The organism is Aeromonas sp. 601027 (assembly GCF_049174455.1).
GTDB lineage: Bacteria > Pseudomonadota > Gammaproteobacteria > Enterobacterales > Aeromonadaceae > Aeromonas > Aeromonas veronii_A.
The window spans coordinates 650,421-664,263 of record NZ_JAAKTN010000001.1 but is presented as its reverse complement, the minus strand read 5'-3'; the positions used below and the strand labels follow the sequence as shown (position 1 = coordinate 664,263).

Annotated in this window: 14 protein-coding genes; 12 read left to right on the top strand and 2 right to left on the bottom strand. The window is 58.4% G+C overall.

Annotated elements, in window-relative coordinates; translation table 11 throughout:
• Positions 1 to 76 precede the first annotated feature (76 nt).
• The 6 genes from G5193_RS02825 (at position 77) to ttcA (ending at position 6,364) form a co-directional block, all read left to right on the top strand.
• On the top strand, positions 77 to 2,461 hold the full coding sequence (locus tag G5193_RS02825; RefSeq protein WP_421204901.1) for a heavy metal translocating P-type ATPase: 2,385 nt from the start codon (positions 77 to 79) through the stop codon (positions 2,459 to 2,461).
• A 138-nt stretch (positions 2,462 to 2,599) separates the two neighbouring features.
• Positions 2,600 to 2,788, top strand: a complete 189-nt coding sequence (gene ccoS / locus G5193_RS02820; protein ID WP_005360558.1) for a cbb3-type cytochrome oxidase assembly protein CcoS — start codon at positions 2,600 to 2,602, stop codon at positions 2,786 to 2,788.
• Positions 2,772 to 3,458, top strand: coding sequence for a sulfite exporter TauE/SafE family protein (locus G5193_RS02815; RefSeq protein ID WP_421204900.1), 687 nt, complete (start codon positions 2,772 to 2,774; stop codon positions 3,456 to 3,458). The genes ccoS and G5193_RS02815 overlap by 17 nt, the downstream gene beginning before the upstream one ends.
• A 68-nt stretch (positions 3,459 to 3,526) precedes the next feature.
• Complete coding sequence (locus G5193_RS02810) at positions 3,527 to 4,282, top strand: FNR family transcription factor (RefSeq protein WP_005336632.1); 756 nt, start codon at positions 3,527 to 3,529, stop codon at positions 4,280 to 4,282.
• A 151-nt stretch (positions 4,283 to 4,433) separates the two neighbouring features.
• Complete coding sequence (uspE, locus tag G5193_RS02805; protein ID WP_005345417.1) at positions 4,434 to 5,381, top strand: universal stress protein UspE; 948 nt, start codon at positions 4,434 to 4,436, stop codon at positions 5,379 to 5,381.
• A gap of 74 nt (positions 5,382 to 5,455) precedes the next feature.
• The gene (gene ttcA / locus G5193_RS02800) at positions 5,456 to 6,364 is read left to right on the top strand and encodes a tRNA 2-thiocytidine(32) synthetase TtcA (protein WP_005336634.1); all 909 of its coding nucleotides are present in this window, start codon (positions 5,456 to 5,458) and stop codon (positions 6,362 to 6,364) included.
• A 103-nt stretch (positions 6,365 to 6,467) separates the two neighbouring features.
• On the opposite strand, the gene G5193_RS02795 is transcribed toward ttcA, so the two are convergent.
• Complete coding sequence (locus G5193_RS02795; protein ID WP_204477063.1) at positions 6,468 to 7,154, bottom strand: DUF2987 domain-containing protein; 687 nt, start codon at positions 7,152 to 7,154, stop codon at positions 6,468 to 6,470.
• 16 nt (positions 7,155 to 7,170) lie between these two features.
• Complete coding sequence (locus tag G5193_RS02790) at positions 7,171 to 7,908, bottom strand: hypothetical protein (protein WP_005351939.1); 738 nt, start codon at positions 7,906 to 7,908, stop codon at positions 7,171 to 7,173.
• Positions 7,909 to 8,109: 201 nt separating this feature from the next.
• Between G5193_RS02790 and potA the strand changes: the two genes are divergently transcribed.
• From potA to G5193_RS02760, 6 genes are all read left to right on the top strand, one after another.
• Complete coding sequence (potA, locus tag G5193_RS02785) at positions 8,110 to 9,213, top strand: spermidine/putrescine ABC transporter ATP-binding protein PotA (protein WP_139432899.1); 1,104 nt, start codon at positions 8,110 to 8,112, stop codon at positions 9,211 to 9,213.
• Entirely contained in the window at positions 9,200 to 10,087 is an 888-nt protein-coding gene (gene potB / locus G5193_RS02780; RefSeq protein ID WP_421204899.1) for a spermidine/putrescine ABC transporter permease PotB, read from the top strand. The genes potA and potB overlap by 14 nt, the downstream gene beginning before the upstream one ends.
• Complete coding sequence (gene potC / locus G5193_RS02775) at positions 10,084 to 10,854, top strand: spermidine/putrescine ABC transporter permease PotC (RefSeq protein WP_005336644.1); 771 nt, start codon at positions 10,084 to 10,086, stop codon at positions 10,852 to 10,854. The genes potB and potC overlap by 4 nt, the downstream gene beginning before the upstream one ends.
• Before the next feature lie 81 nt (positions 10,855 to 10,935).
• Positions 10,936 to 12,003 carry an extracellular solute-binding protein gene (locus tag G5193_RS02770; protein ID WP_421204898.1) on the top strand — a complete coding sequence of 356 codons (1,068 nt, stop codon included), beginning with the start codon at positions 10,936 to 10,938 and terminating at the stop codon, positions 12,001 to 12,003.
• A 402-nt stretch (positions 12,004 to 12,405) separates the two neighbouring features.
• Positions 12,406 to 12,810, top strand: coding sequence for an MbcA/ParS/Xre antitoxin family protein (locus tag G5193_RS02765; RefSeq protein ID WP_005336648.1), 405 nt, complete (start codon positions 12,406 to 12,408; stop codon positions 12,808 to 12,810).
• Complete coding sequence (locus G5193_RS02760) at positions 12,810 to 13,499, top strand: RES family NAD+ phosphorylase (RefSeq protein WP_005336650.1); 690 nt, start codon at positions 12,810 to 12,812, stop codon at positions 13,497 to 13,499. The genes G5193_RS02765 and G5193_RS02760 overlap by 1 nt, the downstream gene beginning before the upstream one ends.
• Positions 13,500 to 13,843 lie beyond the last annotated feature (344 nt).

Here is a 13,843-nt window from a genome sequence, read left to right as displayed (position 1 = left end):
GCTGTTCTCACTGTGGCGAGCCGGTGCTCGCCAGCGCCCCTGCTGCTTGCATTCTGCATTCAGGGAGGCATAACGCATGACCCCCTGTTTTCACTGTGGCGAGACGGTACCCACCAATAGTGGCTATTCCCTCGAGATAAAGGGGATTGTTCGCCCCATGTGCTGCCCCGGTTGTCAGGCTGTGGCAGAAACCATCATGGAGTGCGGCCTTGCCAGTTACTACGATCACCGCACCGCCCCCGGTACCAAGGGAGATCTGGTACCCGAAGAGCTGGCCGCCCTCACCCACTACGATCTGGCAGAAGTGCAACAGGATTTTGTCACCGACAGCGGTACCCTTCGCGAAATCCAGCTGACAGTTGAAGGGCTCACCTGCGCCGCCTGTGCCTGGCTTATCGAACGCCACCTGATGACCCTTGGCGGCCTGCGCTACATAAACGTCAACACCACCACCCACCGGGCCCGCATCAAGTGGGATCCGGACCAGCTCTCCCTGAGTGACATCCTCAAGGGATTTGCCCAGATCGGTTATCGTGCCTACCCGTTCCAGACCCATCAACAGGAGGCGCTCTACGCCAAAGAGGTGCGCAGCTATATGTTCCGGCTGGCTCTGGCGGGGCTGGGCTCAATGCAGGTGATGATGTGCGCCGTGGCCCTCTACATGGATCTCTTCATCAGCGTTGAAGATGAGTTCATGGTCTACTTCAAGTGGATAAGCCTGTTGCTCTCCACCCCCATCATGATCTATTCAGCCCAACCCTTTTACGTGGGTGCCTGGCGCAGCCTGAAACAGGGCCACCTGTCGATGGATGTGTCGGTGTCGCTGGCGCTGATCGGGGCTTTTATCGCCTCTATGTGGGCCACCGTGTTCAATACCGGTGAGGTCTATTACGACTCCATCACCATGTTCGTCTTCTTCCTGCTGCTGGGGCGCTTTCTCGAGTTGCGGGCCCGGCGCAAGGCGTCGGAATCGAGCTCCAACCTGGCACGACTGGTGCCCATCATGGCGACCCGCATCGATGATGAAGGGGAGCATGAGGTAGCGGCCAAGACCTTGCAGGTCGGCGATCGGGTACGGGTGCTGGCCGGAGCAACCTTGCCGGCGGACGGCATCATTGTCGAAGGGCAAGCCAGCCTCAACGAATCCATGCTGACCGGTGAACAGCTGCCCCTGCTCAAACAGCCCGGTGAGCAGGTCTATGCCGGTACCATCAACACCGATGCCCCGCTGCAGATCCGGGTCAGCCACCGTATCGAAGAGTCGCGGATCGCCCAGATCATGCGGCTGCAGGATCACGCCCTCGACGACAAACCGGCCATCGCCCAGATGGCGGATCAGCTGTCGCGCCACTTTATTCTGGTGCTGCTGATCATTGCCGCCGCGGTCTGGACCTTCTGGCACTTCCATCAACCGGATCAGGCGTTCTGGGTCACCCTCGCCGTGCTGGTTGCCACCTGCCCCTGTGCCCTGTCGCTGGCCACCCCGACGGCGCTGACCTCGGCCACCGCCAATCTGACCCGCAACGGCATTCTGCTGCGCCGTGGTCATGTGCTGGACGTGTTGACCAAGGCCAACCGGATAGTGATGGACAAGACCGGTACCCTGACCACAGGGGAGATCAGTCTGACGCAGACTCAGGCGTTGGCCGACCTTGACGAGACGCACTGCCTCGCCATCGCCCGGGCCATGGAGGCGCAATCCGAGCACCCCATAGCTCGCGCCTTCCGGCTACCTGCCGACAGTATCAGTGTGCTGCCATCCGCCCGCGAGATCACCCCTGTCATCGGTCACGGCATCACAGCGCTGGTGGATGGCGTACGTTACCGCATCGGCAGTGCCCGCTGGCTTGGGCTGGATCCGGCGCAAGAACGCGGCCGCGGTCTGGCTATCTATCTGGCCGACGAGCAGCAGGTCTTGGCCCGCTTCAATCTGGAAGATACCCTGCGCCCCGATGCTAGGGCGCTGATCGCGGCATTCAAGGCGGCAGGTCTGCAAACTACCGTGCTGACTGGCGACAGCTCTTTTCAGGCAGACGAGATTGCCCGCGAGCTGGGCGTGGATGAGCTGGTCAAGGGGGTCTCACCCGATGGCAAGCTGACCTACCTCAAGGCCCGGGAAGCCCAGGGGGATATCAGCATCATGGTGGGCGATGGCATCAACGACGCCCCGGTACTGGCCGGAGCGCACGCCTCGTTTGCCATGGCTGGTGGCACCGATCTGGCGAAAAACAGCGCCGATGCCATCCTGCTGGCCGATGACCTGAGCCGACTGCTCGAGGCCAGAGTGCTGGCAATGCGTACCCGCAAGATCATCATCGAGAACTTCGCCTGGTCCATCGGTTACAACCTGCTGGTGTTGCCGCTGGCGGCCTGCGGCTGGCTGCCCCCCTATCTGGCGGCGGCGGGCATGTCGCTCAGCTCACTCATCGTGGTAACCAACTCCATGCGCCTCAACCGATGAGGCTGGTGGCGGAAAATAGCTGAAAATGTGGCCTGCCTTCGATGCAGGCCACATTTCTAATTGATAGCGGCTGGCCCCCTGCCCGAACAGGGTTACCATAGGGGACGCTTGCCAAGGAAGAACGCCAAGGTACCTCTCATGAATATAATTTTTGTCCTGATCCCCATCGCCATCCTGTTTGTGATCATCGCCGGGGTCGTCTTCTTCTGGGCCATTCGCTCCGAGCAGTTTGAAGATCTCGACCGGCAGGGTTCCAACATCCTGTTTGACGAAGAGCAACCCACCCACAAACCCGCAAAGCCTGCTGACCATGACCCACAACCTTGATCTGGCCGGCGCCCTGCTGGTCGGACTGGCAGGCTCCGCCCACTGCATCGGCATGTGTGGTGGCGTCTCCGCCGCGCTCTCCATGGCAATCCCCGCCAACAAACAACACTTCTGGGGGCGGCTCGCCTATCTGCTCAACTACAACCTCGGCCGGATCCTGAGCTATGTCATTGCAGGTGCACTGGTGGGCGGCCTGCTCGCCACCACCAGTGAGCTGGGCGCTGGCAAACACGCTATTGCCGGCTTGCGTCTCGTGGCAGCGCTATTGATGATTGCGCTTGGTCTCTATCTGGCGGGCTGGTGGCAAGGGATCTTGCTGCTGGAGCGGCTCGGCGCCAGATTTTGGCCACGTATCAAACCGCTGGCGGGCAAATTTATCCCCTTCACCTCACCTGTGCAGGCACTGCCCTTTGGCATGGTGTGGGGTTGGCTCCCCTGCGGGCTGGTCTACTCCATGCTGACCTGGAGCGCGGCGGCCGGTTCGGCCAGCGGCGGGGCGCTCATCATGCTCTTTTTTGGTCTCGGCACCCTGCCCACCCTGTTTGCTTTGGGGGGACTCGCTGATCGCCTGAGATACTGGCTCACCCTGCGCAGTTTGCGCCTTGGCGGGGCCCTGCTGCTCATTTTGTTCGGGGTACATACCCTGTGGATTGGCATTGCATCCTTTTGAAACCCTATCCAAAACGGATGAGTTGATGGTAAACTTGTTTGATATAAATCAATTATTCGTATGAGCCTATGATCCCGGAAAAGAAACCTGGCAGACGTATCCAGAGCGGTGGCTGTGCAATTCATTGCCAGGATTGCAGCATCAGTCAGCTCTGTATTCCCTTCACTCTGAACGACAACGAGCTTGATCAGCTGGACAGCATCATCGAGCGCAAAAAGCCGATCCAGAAGGGTGAAGAGCTGTTCAAGGCCGGCGACGAGTTCAAATCGCTCTATGCCATCCGTTCCGGGACCATCAAGTCCTACACCATCACCGAACAGGGCGATGAGCAGATCACCGCGTTCCACCTCGCTGGCGATCTGGTTGGTTTCGATGCCATCCACAAACAGGCACACCCCTCCTTCGCCCAGGCGCTGGAAACTGCCATGGTGTGCGAAATTCCGTTTGAAGTGCTCGACGATCTCTCCGGCAAGATGCCCAAGTTGCGTCAGCAGATCATGCGTCTGATGAGCAACGAAATCATGGGCGATCAGGAGATGATCCTGCTGCTCTCCAAGAAAAATGCCGAAGAGCGCCTCGCCGCCTTCCTGCACAATCTGTCGGTACGCTTCTCCGAGCGCGGCTTCTCCGCCAAGGAGTTCCGTCTCTCCATGACCCGTGGTGACATCGGCAACTATCTGGGACTGACCGTCGAGACCATCAGTCGTCTGCTCGGCCGCTTCCAGAAGTCCGGTCTCATCAGCGTCAAAGGCAAATACATTACCGTGCTGGATCAGGTCGCGCTAGGCATGATGGCCGGTGCCACTCGCCCGCCCTGCGGCTGATTTTTCCGCTTACCCTCCCGCTATTTTCCTGCTTTCCCTGCCGGATCCTTTCCTCTGGAATGTGATCCGGTACGTTCCCCATACCCTCCTCCTGCGCTAAGCTGTAATGGCTAAGATTCTGCTGTCATTGGACTTTTCCAAGGAGGAGAAGATGGTCAAATATCAGAATATTCTGGTGGTTATCAATCCAGAAGAGGAGCGTCAAATCGCCCTCGAACGGGCAGTCAAAGTCGCCGAGCTGGACGAAAACGCCCATCTGACCCTGCTGCTCACCATCTATGACTTCTCGTATGAAATGACTGCCATGCTTTCGGTGGACGAGCGGCAAGAGATGCGTGATGGCGTCATTTCACAGCGACGTGAGTGGCTGGACGAGATCCTGACCCCCTATCGGGCACAGGGGATAGAGTGCGAAGTCAAGGTGGTCTGGCACAATCGCCCCTTCGAGTGTGTCATTCAGGAAGTGCTGGAGCAGCGCCACGATCTGGTGGTCAAAGCCACTCACCATCACAGCTTCCTGCAAACCTTTATCTTTACCCCCACCGACTGGCACCTGCTGCGCAAATGCCCCTGTCCAGTGCTGCTGGTCAAGGAGGGTCACTGGCAACGGGGCGGCAACATCATCGCCGCCATCAACTGCTCAAGCGACGATCCGGATCAGAAATTGCTCAACGAACGGATCACCCAGGAGGGAAGCGACATCGCCGAGCTGCTGGGCTCCAACCTCTATCTGGTCAATACCTACCCGGGCACCCCGGTCAACGTTGCCATCGAGCTGCCGGAGTTTGATCCCAACGCCTACAACGAAGCTATCCGCAAACACCATGAAAGCCTGCTGCTGAGCCATGCCGACAAGTTCGGGATCGGTCATCTCTGGACCCGGGTAGCTGAAGGATTACCGGAAGAGGTGTTGCCGGATATGGCCGAAGAGCTCAAGGCGACCCTGATGATCATGGGCTGCGTCGGCCGTACCGGGCTTTCTGCCGCTTTGCTCGGCAATACCGCCGAACATGTGATTGACCGCCTCTCCTGCGACATCCTGATCCTCAAACCGGCAGACTACAGCTGCCCGGTCGACAGTCGTCGCAATCAATCATAAGGTGCCTGGCACCTTGCCCTCCCCCGGGACATGGCTATAATAACGCGCTTATTTGTGTCCCGGGTTTTACGAGCATGCTAGAAGAGCTGAACGCCAAAGAAAAATACAGTTTTAACAAACTGCAGAAGCGCCTGCGGCGCAACGTGGGTCAGGCCATTGCCGACTTCAACATGATTGAAGAGGGCGACAAGGTCATGGTCTGCCTCTCCGGCGGCAAGGACAGCTTCGGTATGCTCGACATACTGATGAGCCTCAAAGCCAGCGCCCCCATCCATTTCGATCTGGTTGCCGTCAACCTGGATCAGAAGCAGCCCGGCTTCCCCGAGCATGTGCTGCCCGAGTATCTGGATTCCCTCGGCATCGAGTACAAGATCGTCGAGGAAGATACCTACTCCATCGTCAAGGAGAAGGTGCCGGAAGGCAAAACCACCTGCTCTCTCTGCTCACGGCTGCGCCGCGGTATTCTCTACCGCACCGCCCAGGAGCTGGGTTGCACCAAGATTGCCCTTGGCCACCACCGCGACGACATCCTCGAGACCCTGTTCCTCAACATGTTCTACGGTGGCAAGCTCAAGTCCATGCCGCCCAAGCTGGTGAGCGACGATGGCAAGAACGTGGTGATCCGCCCGCTGGCCTACTGCAAAGAGAAGGATCTGATCCGCTATGCAGACGTCAAAGCCTTCCCCATCATTCCGTGCAACCTGTGCGGCTCGCAGGAGAACCTGCAGCGTCAGGCCATCAAGCAGATGATGCAGGATTGGGATCGCCGCTTCCCCGGTCGTATCGAAACCATGTTCACCGCCATTCAGGACGTGATCCCGAGCCACCTGCTCGATCACAAGCTGTTTGACTTCAAGAGCATCAACCGCGACTCCGGCATCATCGATGGCGGAGACAAGGCGTTTGATCCGCCCGAGATGCCAAAGGCGCCGCTGCTGGACATCGACGAGATGGACATGCTGGATGTGATTGAAGTTCGCTAAGCCGCGCTCACAGGGCACACGCCACACAATAAAAAAGGAGCGATAATCGCTCCTTTTTTGCTTTCTTGATCTGCCTGTTACCAACGTGACAGCACCACCAGCATCAGCCTTTGTGCAGCCAGGGGGTCAGTCGCAGCACGTCCCCCTGCAGGCGCAGTTGCCCGGCGGCGAACGCGGCCAGTTGCTCATTGCTCAGCAGCAGGTGGCCTTCCTGCCAGGGCAGTGCTTCCTGGCGGGCACCATCAATCAGATAAGCAGTTCCGCTCTGCTGCACCAGGGTAATGCGCACCCCTTCCATCTTCGGCAGGAAGTGCTTGCCGACCATGCCCGCCATCTTGTCGAGCAGCGACTGCATCTGCTGCTGACGGGCCGCCAGCTCGGCCACCGGCAGCTCGGGTCCGTTTGGCGCATCGGCCATCACCTGTACCGTCATATCGCATGTGGCGTGCTCTTCTTTCAGGCCGACGGTCACGATCCCCTTGTCGAGGTTGAGATCCTCATCAAAAGGCAGTCGCAGTTCACTATCAACCGTTACCTCGCCCGCGACCTCCTTGCTGTCGGTTGCAACCCGGGCAAAGGTGAGGCCACAGCGCTGACCATTTTGCGGATCGGTCAGATAAAACCCCAGTCTGGCGTGACCAAACTCCCCTTTGGCAAAGGTCTTCATCTGGCTGTAAAAGGTGCTGTATTGCAGATCCAGCACCGGCTCAGCCAGCGCCAGCCCAGGCAGCAAGAGCGTGGCCAGAAGGCTCTGGCGCACAGCCTTGGTCACTCCATATCGACGGGTCATTCAACGTCCTTTTGCATCATGCATTGAAATGGTTGGGGCCTTCTGTCACCTCGTTAACCTCTACCCCCACCCCGCAGAGATCCCGATAGAGGATCCCCTTGCAGTTGAAATAGAGCGGTGCCACCCAGATAAGCCCCAACCCCATGGGGATCAGAGCCAGGAAGAAGAGCGCGGTCATCACGCCGTGGAACAGCACAATGCTGGGCCAGCCGCGCGCAAAGAGCTTGAGAGAGACCAGAATGGCCTGGGGCGGCGTCAGGCCGCGCTCCAGCACCAGCGGGACGGTAAAGAGCAGCCCCATGCCGATCAGGGCCGAGGGAATGAATGAGAGTACGGCAGGCAATCCCAGCAGATCGAATAGCGGGCCAAACAGGCTGGTGAGCAGACTGCCAAGCAGGCTCAACATGCCGAGGCGTACAAAGTGGCGGAAGAAGTCGAACACCTGGTTGGCGCGGGCGCGCACCCCGACCGACTGCTGCAACCCCAGCATATCGAGGGAGCTGGTCATGGGGGCCATCACCACCGTCATCAGCAAGCTCAGCACCATGGCCACATTCATCTGGCTGTCATCCCCCAGATAGGGCAACAGCAGCACATTGCTGAGCAGGATCCAGATCGCCGTCACCCCGACAATCGCCAGCAGCAGGCCAAATCCGGTACGGCGGGTCTGTTGCCATCCCTCCTGGATGACCCCTTTCAGATCAAGGCGGTAGCCCTGGTTCAGAGACTGCTCAAGGGAGCCGCCAATACGCATTTTATTACTCAATTGACTATCCAATATCGAAAACGACCAAATCAGGTGGCACATTATAGCGATTTGGTCTGCTATTCGTAGCCGTTTTTCCTGCGCACTTGCGGCTAATTCGGGCCAAAAAGCCTTTGATTTCATGGATTGGCTGCATAGAATGCGGCCCTCTTTCAACACGATGGCCACTGGCTGGGGTGAGACTGGCGGATGATGAACAATCCACAGGTAATTGTTGCGCTGAACAAGATCAGCAAAAAATACGATGGCAAGGTGATCCTGAGTGACCTTGACCTTGAAATCTATGACGGTGAATTTCTTACCCTGCTGGGCCCCTCCGGCTGTGGCAAGACCACCCTGCTGCGCCTGCTGGCCGGGCTAGAATCGGTCGACGGTGGCACCATCCATCTGGCCGGTGACGAGATCACCCATATCCCCGCCGAACACAGGCACATCAACACAGTGTTCCAGAGCTATGCGCTCTTCCCCCATATGACGGTGTTTGAAAACGTCGCCTTTGGCCTCGAGATGCAGAAAGTACCGGCCAGCGAGATCCGCCAGCGGGTCGAGGAGACTCTCGCCATGGTGCAGCTCACCGAGTTGGCCAACCGCCGCCCGGATCAGCTCTCCGGCGGCCAGCAACAACGGGTCGCCATCGCCCGCGCGGTAGTCAATAAGCCCCGTCTGCTGCTGCTCGATGAATCCCTCTCGGCGCTCGACTACAAGCTGCGCAAGCAGATGCAGAGCGAGCTCAAGGCGCTGCAACGTCGCCTTGGCATCACCTTTGTCTTCGTTACCCATGATCAGGAAGAGGCGCTCACCATGTCTGATCGCATCCTGGTGATGGAAGGCGGCAAGATAATCCAGCGCGGCACCCCGCGCGATATCTACGAATCGCCAGCCAACCTGTTCGTGGCCCGCTTTATCGGCGAGATCAACGTGATGGATGGCAAGCTGATCAGCCAGCGCGAGCCCGGCATCTGGCAGGCTGAGGTGGAGGGGCGCGAGTGCCTGCTTCATACCACCTTGCCGTTCCAGCCAGACGACAAGGTGCTGGTGTTGCTGCGCCCGGAAGATCTGCGCATTCTCGATCAGGATGACGATCAACGTGGCGCGCTGCGGGGCAACATCCGCGAGCGCAACTATAAGGGGGCGACGCTGGATTCGGTGATCGAGCTCGAAAGTGGCAAACAGCTGCTTATCTCCGAGTTCTTCGACGAGGATGACCCCGACTTTGACTATCGCCTAGGTCAGGAGGTGGCGATCCACTGGGTTGACAGCTGGGAGGTGGTGTTGCCCTATGAGCCTCACTAATCTGCGGGTAGCGCACAGCTTTGCCCACAACGGCGTTCGCAACGGGGCCATCGCGCTGATCCTCGGCTGGCTGACGCTGTTTGTCTTCCTGCCCAACCTGATGATCATCGGCGTCAGCTTCCTGACCCGTGACGAGTCCGAGCTTATCGCACCGCTCTTTACCCTGAGCAACTATGGCCGCCTGCTGGACCCCCTCTATTTCGAGGTGCTGCTCCACTCCCTCTGGCTGGCGCTGCTCGCCACCGCCATCTGCCTGCTGGTGGGCTACCCCTTTGCCTGGCTGCTGGCTCATCTGCCAGCGCGTATCCGCCCGCTGCTGCTGTTTCTGGTGGTGGTGCCGTTCTGGACCAACTCCCTGATCCGCACCTATGCGCTGAAAGTGCTGCTCGGCACCCGGGGGCTGATCAATGGCTGGCTGCTGGATCTGGGGCTTATCGAGCGACCGCTGCAGATGATGTATACCGAGGTGGCCGTCATCATCGGGCTGGTCTATGTGCTGCTCCCCTTTATGGTGCTGCCGCTCTACTCCAGCATCGAGAAGCTGGATGGCCGTTTGCTGGAGGCGGCGCGGGATCTTGGCGCCAACGGCTGGCAGCGGCTGGTGCGGATCATTCTGCCCCTCACCCTGCCCGGCATCATCGCCGGTTGTCTGCTGGTGTTCCTGCCCGCCATGGGGATGTTCTACGTCTCCGACTTGCTGGGGGGCGCCAAGCACCTGCTGATCGGCAACCTGATCAAGACCCAGTTCCTCAACAGCCGTGACTGGCCCTTTGGCGCGGCCATCAGCGTGATGCTGACGGTGCTGATGGCGCTCTTGGTCTACTGCTACTGGCGGGCGGGCAAGCTATTGAGCAAGAAGGGGGAGCTGGCATGATGCGCGCACTGAAAGCTCTGTTTCTGCTGCTGGTGTTTGGCTATCTCTATGTGCCCATCGGGGTGCTGATCGCCAACTCCTTCAACCTGTCGAAATATGGCATCGACTGGCGCGGCTTTACCCTTGGCTGGTATGAGAAGCTGTTTGCCAGCGCCAGCCTGATGCAGGCGGCCCAGCACTCCCTGACCATCGCCGCCCTCACCGCCACCGCCGCCACCCTGATCGGCACCCTCACCGCCGTGGCGCTGTTTCGCTACCGCTTTCGCGGCAAACAGTACGTGAGCGGCATGCTGTTCGTGGTGATGATGTCCCCCGATATCGTGATGGCTATTTCGCTCCTGACCCTGTTTGTGGTCACCGGCATTGCGCTCGGCTTCTGGTCGCTGCTGATCGCCCACATCACCTTCTGTCTGCCGTTCGTGGTGATCACTGTCTACTCGCGGCTGTGCGGTTTTGATGTGCGGATGCTGGAAGCCGCGCGGGATCTGGGGGCTGGCGAGTGGATCATCCTGCGCCGCATCATACTGCCGCTTGCCCTGCCGGCGGTGATGGCGGGCTGGCTGCTCTCCTTTACCCTGTCGCTGGACGATGTGGTGGTGAGCTCCTTTGTTACCGGCCCGGCCTACGAGATCCTGCCACTCAAGATCTACTCCATGGTCAAGGTGGGGGTCTCCCCCGAGGTCAACGCCCTGGCAACCCTGATGCTGGTCGCCTCCCTCGGGATGGTGCTGCTGGCGCAACTGTTACTGCGTAAACGGCAGGGTTGACCCTGCCCGTTTCGTCCCCGCCATCTTTGGCGAACTCTGTCACGGTGGGCCGCAAGGCCCCATAACCCCAAGGAGTTGTTGATGACAATCCAACACAAGGCCGGCGCCCTGCTGGCAGCCGCCCTCACCCTCACCACCCCGCTGCTGAGCCAGAGCGCTCACGCGGCCGACGACAAGGTGGTCTACTTCTACAACTGGTCGGAATATGTGCCGGACGGCCTGCTGGAGCAGTTCCAGCAAGAGACTGGCATCAAGGTGATCTACTCCACCTACGAATCCAACGAGACCCTCTACGCCAAGCTGAAAACCCATGGCGACGGCTATGACGTAGTGGTGCCCAGCACCTATTTCATCTCGAAAATGGCCAAAGAGGGGATGTTGCAGCCGCTGGATCGCGCCCAGCTGCCCAACTTCAAGCACCTCGACCCCACCCTGCTCAACCATGAGTACGACCCGGACAACCGCTACTCCATCCCCTATATCTGGGGTGCGACCGGGATCGGTACCAACACCGACATCATCGAGCAACCGGTGACCAGCTGGAAGCAGCTCTGGGCACCGGAGTGGAAAGAGAGCCTGCTGCTGATGGACGATGCCCGCGAGGTGTTCCATATCGCGCTGGTGCAGCTGGGCTACAGCCCCAACACCCAGGACAAGGCGCAAATTGCCGAAGCGTTCGAATACCTGAAAAAGCTGATGCCCAACGTCAAGGCGTTCAACTCCGACAACCCGGCCGACCCCTTTATCGCCGGTGAGGTCAATATCGGCATGCTGTGGAACGGCTCGGCCTACGGCGCCCAGCGCGAATATCCCTCCATCCAGATGACCTATCCCGAAGAGGGAGCGGTACTCTGGATGGATAACCTTGCCATCCCGGCAAAGGCCAAGCATGTGAAGGAAGCCCACGCCCTGATCAACTTCCTGATGCGCCCCGATGTCGCCGCCAAGGTGGCCGAGGCAATCGGCTACCCCACCCCGGTCAAGGACGCCATCCCCTTGCTCACCCCGGCGTTTCGCAACAACACCATGGTCTTCCCGAGCGACGAGATCAAACGCAAGGGCGAGTTCCAGTCTGATGTGGGTGATGCCTCCCGCCTCTACGAGCAGTACTTCCTGCAGCTTAAAGCCATGGTGGCCAAGGCCGGTTAAGTCGGCGGTTAATCGACCCTGACGGGGTTAATGGATTAAGGGAGCAATCGCTCCCTTTTTCATCTTCACCTCTTCGATGCCTAAACACGACAGCACACCGATCGACACATGGCGCGCCTCGTGTCTGGCCTCCATCAAGCTGGCCCATCGGCTCGAAAATGAGGCCAATAAAGACGCCGAGAAAATCAACCCAATGTACCAGCCAGGACCACACCAGATAGTGGCTGACCACTGAGTGTTTTTTGCGTGACCTCAAGGAAGAAGATTAACGCCCAAGAATGAACATATATGTGCACATATGTATAAATGTGTACATGTGTGCGCATTTCTTCTACACTAAACTCAAGTTAACATTTCACGCGCCAGACAGCCGTCTGGCGCTGACTATAGTAAGGAGGACATATGGCCAACACTGCACAAAAAGCCCTGAAAAATGGCGCCATTGACCCCAGTAAGGCACTGCCTGTGGTATTCCGTATCCTGGATAAGTGGCACTGCAATACAGATGAACAGCTGAAACTTCTTGGCATTTCATCCCGTTCAACATTGAACAAATACAAAGAGTCAAACGGCGGGATCCGTCTGACCGTGGATATGCAAGAACGGATGAGCTACATCCTCAATATCCATAAGTGTCTGAGGATGCTGTTCAGTGCCGACGACAGCATCTACGGCTGGGTGCGCAAACCCAACAGCCATCCCTTCTTTGCCGGGCGCAGCGCGATGGACATTATGAACGCTGGCCGCGTGGCTGATTTGTATGAAGTGGCCACCCGTCTGCATGCCTGGCGCGGGGGTATGGCCTGATGCAAGAGCCGCCACTGATTGAACTCAAGGGGGAGCGAGCCTATCGGATCATTCCAAGCCGCTACCCCACCATCGATCTCTATGAAGACGTAGCTAATGCGGACGAACTGGAGGCCGTCTGGGCCATAGAGTCACTGACCAATGATCGGTTGAATGAAGCGGCGGGTGATCTGTCGTTGGTACCGAAAGAGGATTGGTTGGTCGGGCTAAATGGCAGCAGCTATGTGATGGCAGCCTTCACCCATATCAACCCGGAAGGAGCCCGATTCACCACTGGCGATTTCGGCGGTTACTACTGCGCCCCCCTGCTCGATACTGCCATCAAAGAGACTGTGTATCACCAAGAGCGCATGTTCGGCTACACCAACGAACCCGCTCAGAAAGTACAGATGCGGGTGCTCTATACCGAGTTCAACGCCAATCTGGTCGATATCACCAGCGCGGAATTTCTCTCCACCCCGCTTTATCACGCAACCAACTATGGTCAATCCCAAGCTTTCGCCCAAGAACAGAAAACCAAGGGGATAGACGGTATCCACTACCGTTCTGTGCGCCACAGCGGTCATAACTGCCATGTGCTCTATCGCCCCCGTCTGGTCACCAAGATCCACCAAGCCCAGCATCTGGAATACCACTGGAATGGCAGTGCCATCGCCAATGTTTTGGAAATTAAGCTATATGGGGAATAAGGTTCTGTCTTATTGATAATAATTGCGGTGCTCCCCTTCAAGCCTGAAAGGATCATCGCAAAAAGGATCTGTATTCCCGCACACGGGCATCAGTCTTCCACCTGCATGATTTCTCACAGATAGAGTGCATCGCGAGGCGGGAGCGCTATTGCCCCCCCAGTCCTTTCAGTACCAACTTGCCACCCCTCAGTCGTCAGCGATGCCATCAAGCTCAGCAACATCTGGTTCGAGGTTTTGGCCAAGGGGTTTAGGGTGTGGGCAAACAGCAAAGCGGCCAAAGTCGATTAATTCTGCGCTTTTTCATGCCCCCTCAGGGGTGTAGATTGGTTGTGGGGGCAAGCGTT